At 52.1% G+C, this 12265-nt stretch carries 10 protein-coding genes; 5 read left to right on the forward strand and 5 right to left on the reverse strand.

Features of this window, described 5'->3' with window-relative positions; genetic code table 11:
* From Q0775_RS17145 to Q0775_RS17165, 5 genes are all read right to left on the reverse strand, one after another.
* Nucleotides 1-1002 (reverse strand): HlyD family efflux transporter periplasmic adaptor subunit (locus Q0775_RS17145; protein ID WP_298863842.1); only part of this gene is annotated, 1002 nt, incomplete at its 3' end.
* A 4-nt stretch (nucleotides 1003-1006) separates the two neighbouring features.
* Nucleotides 1007-3370 carry an FtsX-like permease family protein gene (locus tag Q0775_RS17150; protein WP_298863845.1) on the reverse strand — a complete coding sequence of 788 codons (2364 nt, stop codon included), beginning with the start codon at nucleotides 3368-3370 and terminating at the stop codon, nucleotides 1007-1009.
* Nucleotides 3371-3375: 5 nt separating this feature from the next.
* A complete protein-coding gene (locus Q0775_RS17155) occupies nucleotides 3376-4083 on the reverse strand; it encodes an ABC transporter ATP-binding protein (protein ID WP_298863848.1) in 708 nt (235 codons plus the stop codon).
* 265 nt (nucleotides 4084-4348) lie between these two features.
* Entirely contained in the window at nucleotides 4349-5386 is a 1038-nt protein-coding gene (locus Q0775_RS17160; protein WP_298863852.1) for a hypothetical protein, read from the reverse strand.
* Nucleotides 5387-6151: 765 nt separating this feature from the next.
* Nucleotides 6152-6997: a CPBP family intramembrane glutamic endopeptidase gene (locus Q0775_RS17165; protein ID WP_298863855.1), complete on the reverse strand. Its 846-nt coding sequence runs from the start codon at nucleotides 6995-6997 to the stop codon at nucleotides 6152-6154.
* A 144-nt stretch (nucleotides 6998-7141) separates the two neighbouring features.
* Here Q0775_RS17165 and Q0775_RS17170 point away from each other — a divergent pair, with 144 nt between their 5' ends.
* The 5 genes from Q0775_RS17170 to Q0775_RS17190 all read left to right on the forward strand — a co-directional run bounded on the left by Q0775_RS17170 (nucleotide 7142) and on the right by Q0775_RS17190 (nucleotide 12256).
* Nucleotides 7142-7996 (forward strand): DUF6544 family protein, encoded by an 855-nt coding sequence (locus Q0775_RS17170; RefSeq protein WP_298863858.1) that lies wholly within the window; start codon nucleotides 7142-7144, stop codon nucleotides 7994-7996.
* A 990-nt stretch (nucleotides 7997-8986) separates the two neighbouring features.
* Nucleotides 8987-9511 (forward strand): toxin-activating lysine-acyltransferase, encoded by a 525-nt coding sequence (locus tag Q0775_RS17175; RefSeq protein ID WP_298863861.1) that lies wholly within the window; start codon nucleotides 8987-8989, stop codon nucleotides 9509-9511.
* Nucleotides 9508-10290: a DUF4261 domain-containing protein gene (locus tag Q0775_RS17180; protein WP_298863864.1), complete on the forward strand. Its 783-nt coding sequence runs from the start codon at nucleotides 9508-9510 to the stop codon at nucleotides 10288-10290. The genes Q0775_RS17175 and Q0775_RS17180 overlap by 4 nt, the downstream gene beginning before the upstream one ends.
* Nucleotides 10291-10298: 8 nt before the next feature.
* Nucleotides 10299-11273 (forward strand): DUF1963 domain-containing protein, encoded by a 975-nt coding sequence (locus Q0775_RS17185; RefSeq protein ID WP_298863868.1) that lies wholly within the window; start codon nucleotides 10299-10301, stop codon nucleotides 11271-11273.
* A 44-nt stretch (nucleotides 11274-11317) separates the two neighbouring features.
* Nucleotides 11318-12256 (forward strand): DUF1963 domain-containing protein, encoded by a 939-nt coding sequence (locus Q0775_RS17190; RefSeq protein WP_298863871.1) that lies wholly within the window; start codon nucleotides 11318-11320, stop codon nucleotides 12254-12256.
* Nucleotides 12257-12265: the final 9 nt, after the last annotated feature.

Below are 12265 nucleotides of genomic sequence, written 5' to 3' on the forward strand. Positions count from 1 at the left end.
AATTTGCAAAGTGTCTTCCGCACGCCATTCCACGATCCTGAGAAAAACAGAGAACCCGTCACCAAGGTTAGGCCGTGCTCCAGAGGAGCTGTTCAGGCTGAAATATGCATCGACGCGCTGCTCTTCTATCCCTAACGCAGAGACTTTTGTGCGTGCTTTAGGGTCAATCCGTTCAAGCCTTGCTTCCAAAACCGCGTCACCGCCCCACCGCTCTACGTAGGCTAGTGTACCAGGTTCAAGGCGGACGGCGTCATTGGACAGAATATCCGCCACCAGTTCAAGCTGGTCGGGATCACCAATACTCACAAGCGGTGCACCAATAGCAACGGGTCGCTCGCTTATAGCGGCCACTGACAGAACAATGCCATCAATCGGGGATGTCAGCTGAACACAGCAGCTCTCTGGCGTTGAACCCACATCATTGGGCGACAACAGACTGGCCCTTGCGCGTTCAATTGTTCCGTTGGCCATCTCAATCCTTGCCTGCGCAGCCTCAATGGCGGCGTTTGCAACGGCCAGTCTTTGTGTGTCGTCCTCCAATCGGGTGATTGAAGCCACGCCACGTGTAACCAATGCCTGCGTCCGCTCAAACTGCGACTGCGCAAAGCGTTGCATTTCCTGAGCCTGTTTCAGGTCCGCCAGCGCGACATGCTGTGCCGCCAGCGCTTCTTGCAAGGAGGCCTCTGCTTGCAGTTGCGCGCGTGCATCCAAGAAACCCGCCGAGGCAGGGCGGACAATTGCAACGACTGTCTCACCTGCACGCACTTTGTCTCCCTCGGCAACCGGCGAACGCAACGCGGTACCCGAAATAGGCGAGGCCACCTCGAACAGGTCCCTTACCTGCGTTCGGCCATCTGCATTGATCGTAACTTCCAGCGGGCCCTGCGTGACCGCAGCCAGATCGACGGCTACTGGATCTGTGCGGAAGCTAAAATAAGAAAGCCCGGCCACAAGCGTAACTCCGATGCCGATCAGCACAAGTGTGCGGGTTGAATAGCCCATTTCTTTACTCCCTCGTTTTCATGACAGAAACCAAATCAAGCCGGTCTAGCCTACGGCGCACGATCATTACCGACGCAAATGCAGCACTCAGGACGACAAGGCTGGCAAGTGTGAACGTCGCCGGTTTCAAAACCAGCGGGATCGCGTATAAATCACTGGTAAAAGCGTTGGTCATCAAATGCGCGATTCCGGCCCCGATCAGCCAGCCAAGGGGCTGCGCAAGCAACGCGATCAACATCATTTCTCCGACCAGAATATAGGATACTTCACCGCGACCAAAACCGAGGATGCGCAGGCTGGCCAATTCGCGTGCGCGTTCGGACAGTTGGATGCGGGCGGCATTATAGGTCACGCCAATGGTGATCAGGACAGCGACAACAATGTAGATCGTGTTCATCACAACGATGTTCTGTTCAATAGTATCCTGAAACGAGCGGCGGTTTTCATTCATCTCAACAATGCCGGAGATCCGCGGCGTGTCTTTGACCGCAGCGTGCAGCGCCTCTGTTTGTTGATAATCCAGCGTAATATTCACAGTTGAGACGCGGGGTGCTTGCCGGAACAGCGCATTCATATACTCAAAATCCATATAGGCGCCCAAACCGAAATGCAGTTCCACTAAATTGGTGACGTCGACGCTGAAAGTCTCACGCCTCCCGCTAAGAAATTCGACTTCGATGCTATCGCCGTTTTGCACGTCAAGATGGACAGCAAGCCGTTCTGACAACACGATACCGCCGGGGGGCACATCAAGCGGATTGCGGTCTGCGTCAAGAACGCGGCTCAGATCGTTGCCGGGGCGGCGCGACTCCACGGCAACACGCTTGCTCAGATGACCATTGCGTAAAATGGCTGCGTGAAACTGCTGGCTTTCAGCTTGCAAAACGCCCGGGAGATTACGGACGTCTTCCAATGCGGACTCCGGCACGTCTTCGGCAAAGAGCAACATCGCGTCTTGTCGGTTGGTTTGATAGAAGGCCAGATCAACAATCTCGTCGAGGGCATCATTTATAAATGTTGCTGCAATGACTGATGCAACGGCCAGTGCAAGGCCCAAGGAGGTCAAAAAACTGCGCAGCGGCCAACGCAGTAATGACCGCAGGATCATAACAGTTGATTGCGCCAGCCGCATCCGTGTCATTGCCTCATCAATGAACGACCGCTTAAAGCGGGGCGGAGCGGGGGGCTGCATCGCAATCGCGGGGGCAAGTCTGGCAGCCTTGAGGGCAGCTTGCGCGGCACCCAAACTGGTGGTCAGCAAGCCGGCAAGACCGGATACAGCATAGACCCAATAAGATACGCGAAAGATCACAAACGGAAAATCAAAGAACTCAGCATATTGCGCCGCCGTTGTGCGGGCCAGCACCGTGCCAGCCAACCACCCAACCAGCACACCAACCACCGCGATCAAAGCGGCAAGCATAAGGTAATGCAGGCAGATTTCGGTATTGGAATATCCGATGGCTTTTAACAGACCAATCTCGCTGCGCTCGAGCGCAATAATCCGGCTCATCACCATGCTGACCAAAAAACCGGAGATGGCAAAAAAGATTGGTGGCAAGATAGCAGCCATTCCTTTCAGTTGGCTGATTTCGGCATCCAGAAACGCATCGGATTGTTGTATCGTGCGATCATAAGCGCCAAGGCCTCCGAAGGGGTCCAGCAACGTATCGAGAGCATCAATCACCGGAGCTGGCGTCATCCCAACGCTTAACGCAAGGGAGACATCGTTAAACGCACCCGTCATATCAAACGCCGCCGCAGCCGCCCGTTCAGGCATCCATATAATGCCAAAGGCAGCATTGTCCGGCATCAACGCGCCGGGACCGATTGTATAGACAAATTCAGGAGACAATGCAGTTCCGACAATCGTCAGATCGCGCTTTTGCCCTCTGAGGTTGGCGCTAAAGCTGTCACCGGGGACAAAGCCGTTGGCCTGCGCAAAAGGTTCGTTAACCACTATTTCATGGGTGCTAAGCGGGTTTGGAAATCTGCCCGTCATCAACAGCGGTACGTTTAACACCGGATTGGAGGCTTCTGGATAGGATAGTATCTTCCCAACAGCCGTTTTGGTTCGACCCGGAATATCCAAAATCGCCTCACCGGAAATTCGGGCCTCAACGCTCATCACACCATCAATGCGGGCAATTTCAGAAAGCAGAGACAAAGGGGCGCGCGTAGCATGGGCAAAAACATCGGCGAAGCGATTGCGCTCATAATAGGCGGTCCGCGTTTCCGATAATGCCGAGTACATGCCAACAGAGGTTAACAGGATCGCTACGCCACAGGCCAGCACCAAGGCGATCGCGGTGGCCTGAATCCAAAGCCGCTTAAAATCGCGCAGCAATTTGATGTCCAGAGCATGCATACCATTCACCACACAATCTCGGATGGGGCGAGGCGCGTTTTATTGATCCGCGTTTCGCTGATTTTGCCGTCTTGGAAAAAGATCACCCGATGTGCCATGCGCTGAATTTCAGCGTTGTGGGTGATGACTACGGTGGTCGTGCCAAACCGTTCGTTGATGTCGCGCAGCACCTCCAGCACTTGAACGCCCGTAGTGCTGTCCAATGCGCCAGTCGGTTCATCACACAACAGAATTTGCGGACGCTTTGCGATGGCGCGGGCAATAGCAACACGTTGCTGTTCACCACCTGACATCTCGGATGGAAAATGATCCATCCGTTTGCCGAGTCCTACTAATTCCAGCGCCTCTTCGGCAGGCATCGGGTCTGGTGAGACGTCAGTAACCAGTTGCACATTCTCCCGCGCAGTCAGACTCGGCACTAGATTGTAGAATTGAAACACAAAGCCCACATGGTCACGCCGGTATTTGGTGAGCCCCCGATCGGACATGTTCGTCAGTTCGGTTTCATCAAACCAAACGCGTCCGTTAGTAGCATGATCCAGCCCCCCGAGGATGTTTAGAAGCGTTGATTTCCCACTGCCAGAAGGCCCAAGCAAAACAGTCAGTTCACCTTTGAACAGTTCAAGATCCACACCGTCCAAGGCATAGACTTTCACATCACCAGTATCATAGACTTTTGTGACACCTTCAGTTCGGAAAATGATGTCTGGCACGATTTGCTCCTATTTGAAGGCCATATTACGGAACGTGAAGAGGGCGACATTGATCAATCTCAATACGCATCAAGCGAGCGCCGCAGCGCCTGAGCATAACAGACGATCTCAGCGATTATCTGGCTAAAGGTTTGATTGCATCGTTTGTTCGAGATTTTCATTATGTACTAAAAGAACTAAATTCATTCAGTCAAAGTGACCGTTTAATATCGAAAACGAAACTCTCAGTAATGATTGTTCAACAGTCAAAACCACCGCTTGGTTTTTACATCGTGGTTAATATCACTTCTGCCGGATCGCGGCGCACTGTTGCGTCCACCTGTTTAGTGGCCCGTCCAATCCGAATTAGAATTTGCGGTTCTTTCTGTAGTCCCGACAGCGCTTTTACTTCTGGCCTCAGCGGATCAGTTTCGATGGGTTGGTTGAGATAGGACAGCGACAATCCGGCCGATGTTGTAAGAAGCGCAATTTGCCCAAGGGCACGACCGGTGTTGATCCAACCCTCAGGTGTCTCAGAACTGGCAATGATGAAAAGGGCAGGCGTAGCCGATACTATTTTTTCTTTGTCCGCCGCTGCAATCCCTTTGCCGATGTCAAAAGTCCTAATCACAAAACCACCCACACTTGAAAGGATGTCGGGCATGCCAAAGCTTGCGCCTGACATACCGTCGTGACTGTGCGAACGCCGCGAATGCACCCACGATCCAAGTTCGCGCCGAAAGTGGGGATCTGCAAACTGAACCTGATCTCCTTCAGCGACGAGCGCCGCAATTGCCAGCCTGTCCTCTAGGTCTTCGATGCACGCAAGCTCGACGTCGACGGACGCCGCAAAAGTCTTACAGTCCAACAAAATACTATCTGGTAATTCTTCCATTTCAAACGCCGTCCGGTTCGTACGCCGGTCAGGTATCGCTCTGAACAGCGCCTGATCTTGTTGGGTTGGTTTTTCGCCTTTCGAAAAACCGATACGTGCAAGAGTGTCGCTGTCAGGTCCATCAGGCATTATACTGACTTCGGTTGAAAGGCCGAACTTGCGGGCTGCGACCTCGAGAAACCTAACGGCGGCGCCGCAGCTTATTGTTAATTCGCGGTCATGAGGATCTACAACGGGAAGAGCGCGGGTGCGGTCTGCGATCACATCAACAAACTGATCCCCTATGCGAAACAGCCAAGGTTGGGTATTATGTCCTGACGGCGCCAAGACCGCGTAACCGATTAAGAATTTGATCTGACCGGGCAACTTGGCCGTGACCGGAAAATTATTTTCGTCAATTCCCCAAAGGGAATGTGGATGGTTGATCATTTGCATTTCCTCTTATCGGGGCATGCGTGAAGATGGGTATTCGATCGGGATCGGTTTCTGATCCAACTGCGAACATCGCGAGGTTTCATTTGAAAATATGAGGTTATGCCATGTTACTCTCCAATACCGTGGCCGCGCCACTTTGTGGGATGCCGTCAAGAAAAAGGCACGCCACTCTACAGAACCACTCCGCAAAAGTAGGTGTGATAATAGCCCTTCCTTGGTGTCGAGCCCAAATACAGTCAGAGTAAACAGAGGCCAGGATCGAAATAGTTACTGAGGGATTGAAAAGCTGATTTACGCCCGGCTCATCATGAACCCCGCCATGAAATGCGTTCATTTTACGGATGTTCCCTCATTGGAAATTGACAAAAATCAACACACCGCAGCGATTTCCAATTTGGCTATAGTCCATTCAAACGTTAGAATTCTCGGACGCGTGTGCAGCAGCCTGAAGACCACGAAAGTTTTCTTCTCAGTGGCCCAACAATCGAGCAACGTGTTATTCAAAAAAGCTTTTGAGGTGGCGGAACATGGCAGTGCGCCAAGGACAGTGTGTTGCCAAGTCATCGGTTTAATCTGAAATATCGAGGCGATAAGGTAGACTTGCGCAGCAACATTCAGGGACCTGAGTATTTTTCACAGGTGCCGAACTTGGAGCTGCAATGCCCAACAGGGTCAGGACGCCGGACCTACCGAGGATCGCTCGCAAGCAATACTCACACTGGGTTTACGACAACACTCCTTCCTATGCTTTTGCAACCCTCACGGCGCACCCAGCCTACCACGTGTCGCGACCAGAAGGACTGCCACTGAACCAACCAGCACCGACGTCATCAGGGTCAGCAACGTTTGATAGCTTTGACCGGAAAGTGCCTCTGGACCAACGAGCACCAGAAGCCAGTTGGCAGTGTTGTAACTGCCATGCAGCAGGATACAGAGCAAAATGCTTTTGGTTTGATTAAACAGCCACGTATACCAAAATGCGTGGACCGTGATGCTGACCAATGTGACACCAACCAAGATCAGTAAAGCACTTGCGGGCATTTCCCCGGACATGACCTGTGGATTGCTAAGTAGGATTGGCGCATGCCAAACCCCCCAAATCAGCCCAAGTATTAGTGTTGCTATGACAGGCGGGTGTGATTTCATTAGTTCCAGTAAAGCAAATCCGCGCCATCCCGGTTCTTCGTTGCCACCCCCCAAAATCGTCATGAAGGCAAGTGTGGGGACATAACTGCTCAGGCGTTCTGGCAAAATGCCCACGTCTAAATCGTAGCCTAAGGCCAAATAAAACCCGGACATGATCCCGATAAGAAACGTAGGGAACAATAGCGCAAAGACATACCAAACCGGATGCACCCGCCATTTGAATAATGATGCGATCCATGTCCTCACGGAACCTCCCCGCAATGCCACGAGTATAAGGGCGGAGATCATCGGACCAAACGCGCCAGCAAGGTGCGCTATTTGCGCAAAATCTGACTCCAATATCATGCCTGCAGGAATCCAGAATGCCCAAGATATGCTATACGAGAGAATGACAAACAGAACGATCGGATGAACGACTGCCCATCGCTTCAATTTATCAGATGTCATTGATTTCTTCATCCTGAGATACGCCCCAGCTTTACGACCCTCATTTAGATATTATCCACGATTCAAGCTCAGTCTTGGTTGAGCAAAATCAAAACGACATCTTGTTGGTAGGCTAACGTCTAGCCGCAAAAGTGGATTGGTTCGGAGACTACGCCTATGGGTAAGTGGATATTTATTGGAACCCTCACCCTGATCTTCGCAGGAGCGGTAATCTGGGTCGTGGCAAACGTGCGATACCGCAAAGTGATGGCGCAAGCCGAGGTCGCGTGGTCTGATCTTGCGGCACGCAACACAAGCAAGCCCTTAGTCTATAGCGCAAATTTGGTCGCCGATCTTCCCGAGGTCGCTCAGCGGTATTTTAACCACGCGATAGCGTCTGGAACGCCGCTTTACCTGCGCGCCGAACTCGCGATGTCGGGCGAGTTTCTTTTGGGTGAGAAAGATAAGCAGCAATCTTATGCAATGCAGGCACGCCAGATTTTGGCGCCCCCAAACGCATTTGTTTGGATTGCTGAAATGACGAATGGTCCGGTCCGTATCAATGGCAGCGACGGTCTATACAACAAGCATGGTTGGACTCGCTTTTGGATGTTTCAATCTTTGCCGTTGGTTCAGGTGGCCGCTACGCCAGACCTTGACCGTGCCGCTGCTGCTCGCCCCGCAATCGAAGCGATCTGGGTGCCCGCAACACTTCTACCCGCAAATGGCGCTGTTTGGGTTCAGACAGGAGCGAATACGGCCAAGGTAATATTTGGCGAAGGTGCCGAAGCGCGCACTCTTTTCCTAAAGATTGCAGTAAGCGGCGCGTTGGAGGAGGTTTGGACCGAGCGGTGGAGCGATGCGAACCCTGCAAAGATCTACCAAATGCAGCCATTTGGCGGGATCACCGAAGCGCAAAGACAATTTGGAGGCTACACAATTCCCTCTCAGGTCACCGTTGGGAACCAATTTGGAACCCCCGACTTCCTTCCCTTTTTCAGAGCTGATTTGACCTCTGTGCGTTACTTTTGACGGCGACAGTATGAACAGCGCCATCAGAAATTTCGGCTCCCTCCTTGTGATTTTTCCTCTGTTTTCTATCTGTGCGAATACTGTCGTTCCAAGCGGATCAAAGTGAGGCCCTGCGCTGCCAACGGCTCCAATCATTGGTCTTATGCATCAATCGCGCCATCGCTTGTGAACTTCTGCGCCATAAACCGACAGTGCGGATAACATCAAAATTGGACTAATTATGAAGCATAGGAAGATAGCCGGACAGCATAAGGCTGCTGATGCCCCCATAGATGATGAGGCGATGGAGGCACAGGGCTGGGACACAGGTATCCGTGGCGGTATGCTAAATCGGCTGCCTTACGCGCTGCACCTAACGAAGAAACACCTGCAGATGCGGCGCAGACGGGAAAAGAAGCTCTCTATTCCTTTCAGCATAACTCATCATCCAACGATTTGGTAGAACCTCTCATAGAGGTTATGCGATTGCATGATACTCAATTGTCCTAAGTCTTGGCTAACGTTTAAATTTGTGACGGCATCACGGACTGGCTTCAAATTAGAGCCCAGAGCCGCAAATTGGTATGCCTGCGTGCACTCATAGAATAAGAAATGCGCGTGAGCCTAATCGCAGAGCAGCCTACTGCAGTGCTGGTTGAGACTCGGCCTGTCTATATTGATGTAGACGCGACGCGCCCTCTAATTGTTAAAGATACGCAGCCAATTACTGCGGGTGATGGGGTGACGTTTCATTGAGGAAAGTTGTGTGCTATTTTACTATAATCTAAAAATTTACCAACCCGTTGTTTTATATTATTAATGCTAAAAATTTTGCCATCAATAAGCACCTGATAGCAGCGAAAACTAGAGTGCCTGTCTTTTAGGCTTTTTGGAGATTTCGATTATCTTTCTTATGGTTAATTTGTGGTTGCGCGTTATGGTTGAGTTTCTATTATTGAGTAGGTAGAAAATTTTGAGGGTGTAGTGATGTCGGATTCGCCGGGAGATTCCGTGAGCGCCGCGAACGGGCAGGCAGCTTCGCCGGCTGGGTCTGATCCAGACGTCGCAAAGAAAATTGCAGGGTTGCGCTCGCAGGTGCGCGAGAGCTTTGGCAAGATCGTCATGACAATGATGGTGTTACAACGCTACCGTCATCAATCCTTGGCTGATCTTACATCACTGGTTCTTGAACCGTTGATGCAGGATCGCATTGTTATGGCGCGTTCTACGGCACCGGATACGCCTGATCCTGACACCGCCGGCGTTGCCATTTGGGCCAGCGTTTCGGAAGAAGTTGATCAAAAAATCCGTGAACAGATTAAAACGGGTACCTGGCCTGTGAAGCTGAAGGCAGAGGATTGGACCTCTGGCGATATTGCATGGCTGTTTGATGTTCTTGCTGCGGATACCCGAACAACGGGCGCAGTGATTGCCAATTTCCAGCAAGTTACCGAAGGGCGTGAACTGCGTATTCATCCAATTATCGGGCGGTTGGTTTCTCCTGAGATGTTAGAGAAAATGAAAAAAGCGTCATGAACGCCACGTTAATGGCCATGGTGATGTTGCGCGAACCGCTTAGGTTTGATGCAGATGGAGTGGGCGCTGTATTGGGCGCCCTTCCTGTATCTGCAAAGCCGAAGCTGCGCGAGATCAGCAATGACGGAAAAGCCGTTTCTGTCGCGCTCGATGATCAGGTCATTGCGTTGATCAGCGCAGATACGCCATTGCCCATCGCTGAGTTCAGCCAAAACCTTGAACGCGCTGATGGTGGTGTGTTGCGTGCGGATGTCACTGCGCACACTGCCCATTTGATGGTTGTTTGCCATCTACAAAATGTCGTGATGGGAGAGGCCGCGATGGGTGCGGCCTGTGTTCACGTGCTTGCTGCGCGTTTGGCGGATCTGGGACAACCTGTTGCCGGCCTTTGGGCCAGTAGCATGCAAGTGAATGGTTGGGCCGAGTTCAAAGCAGATTCTGAACGTGCGGCCACTGCATTTGAAGGCGAAGGTCCGCTTGCGTTGCCTGGCCATTTCTGGACAGCAATTGAGCCGACCAAGCTGGCAGATCAAAATGGCGGTAAAACACGGGGTCTTGCTGCGATCACGGGATATGAGTTGGAGCTGACGCCACTCTTTTGGCCAGCGGAGCGGGTTGTCGCACGGCTGGCTGGCACCGTTGAGTATTTGTTGACGCATGGTCCAATTCTGGAAGAGGGCCAAACCTTGGGCGTGACCGAAGATGAGAGATTTCGCATCACAAAAAAACGCGATGGCACTTTGGTACTAACGCTTGAACTGATATTAGCGGAAAATTGATCTAGAGCATGCAGGAAGCCGCGATCAGATCACTCTTGGAGGAGCTGTGCCAGCCCGCGACAATGCTGGTCCCCGCTGTAGGGACTGGTGCGTCGGGCTGCTGGTTGGGCGGATCGCCGTATTTGCCTGATGACGTCGCATGGCCCATGTATTTTCATGACGATGCGCATTCGCAGTTGATCAAGAAGGGGGGGCAGATCGCCATTCCGATGCATTTTCTTGCGCAGATTAATCTCTCGGAATGTCCCCGCCCTGAAGGTTTTCCGCAGCTACCTGCCTCGGGTATGATCTATGTATTTTATGATCCCGTCGTGGCCCCGTGGGCGCGCGAAAGCGAAGCGATGAATTATTACGGGGAAGGGATCGCCGTCATCTACCGCGATGTGGATTGGACAACCTGTGCCGAGCGGATCGCGCCGCAGATGCCTGACCTATCGATGTTCGGGCATCTGCGCATTCAAGGGGTGGAGACAACGCATCCTTGGTGGGATCACAGTCTTGAGCCTCAGCGACCGTATTTTAGCAAGCAGCCCGTTGATTTGCTGATCGCGGATTCCTATCCCGATATGGAATTGGCTACGCGCTTTGACAACGCGACCGACAATATACCCAAAGTGAACTCATCCGAGTTTTTCGAGTATCTCGAAGATCGCAGCAAAATCCTGAGTTATTACATCGAGCAACGGGACGCAGAGCGCGAACCCAAGCACGCAAACCTGTCCCGCGATCGCGTCCCTGAAAGCCGTCATACGGTTTTTGGCGCGCCGCATCGGCAGCTTAGGTGGTTGCGAAACGCGGTGCTTGATGCGCGTAGCGATAGTGCTGATCCAGAGGAGTTGATCAAACTTTTCGGTTTCGCGCGTGATGCAAGTATTGGTCATCAGTTCTTTGGGTATAGTGGATTGGGGATTTGGATCACGCGCGGTGCTTTGGCGGGTGGGGATTTCAGCAACGTTTCAGGCTGGATTGAGAACAATGGATAGAGCCGCTGATTTCATATGCACTGATGCATTTTGCGAGGTGCATTATGACGCCTGAGCAATGTGCGGCCCGTGTGAAATTGGCACAGCGCTCTGGTTTCGGAATGCTGCGCACACCTAACGTCGATGATGCAGGGACGGCAGGGTGCTATTATGGTGGGCGGCCTATGATGCCTGCAGATATGGCGTGGCCGACGCTGTATTTCGAAGCATACGATGTAACGATGCCGATGCATTTTCTGTCGCGGATTGATTTGGGTGAAATGCCTGACATGGCTGGTTTGCCGGACATGCCGCGCCACGGTGCGCTGCTGGTGTTTATGGAGCTGTCAATTGGGTTGAATGGTGTCTTTGGTGACGACCCTAAGTTTGCGGCAAACGGATCGGCCGTGCGCGTGATGCATCTTACTGACACTGAGGGCCCGTTAGTTGAGCGCGAAATGCCCCCTATCCCCGATTTAGACGAACATCCCTTAGTGAAGCCAATCGCCGACATTATGCGAAAAGCGGGTGTTCCCAAAGTAGAAAGACCGCGTGCATTCAAGCGCTGGCCCTTTGCGTTTGTTCCGTTGATTTCGGTACCTGGGCCAGATGAATTCTGGGTAGAGAACGAGACCCAGTTTATCCCTGCTGAATGTCGTGAGCATAGCCAGAAATTCTATGACGCTTACGAGGCGCGGATTGAAACCAAGTGGCCAGATTTTAGCTATTATGACCGCTGGCGGCTAGCGAATGGTGTGGGGCACGATTTCCTTGGTGCGCCGCAATCAACGTCAATACCGAACCAGAAATTTATCGACAGTATGGGCCTGACCCAATGCGCGCCAATCGGCGATAACGACATTATCTTGATGGTTGTTTCAGACATCAATGAGATCGATATGAAGATTTCGGGCGGCGGCGCGCCTTACCAAATTTTTATAGACAAAGAAGACTTGCGGAATGGTGTCTTTGACCATCTGCATATCTGGAGAGCGACAGACTGATGGCAAATG

It is taken from the genome of uncultured Sulfitobacter sp., from assembly GCF_947499945.1.
Lineage (GTDB): Bacteria > Pseudomonadota > Alphaproteobacteria > Rhodobacterales > Rhodobacteraceae > Sulfitobacter.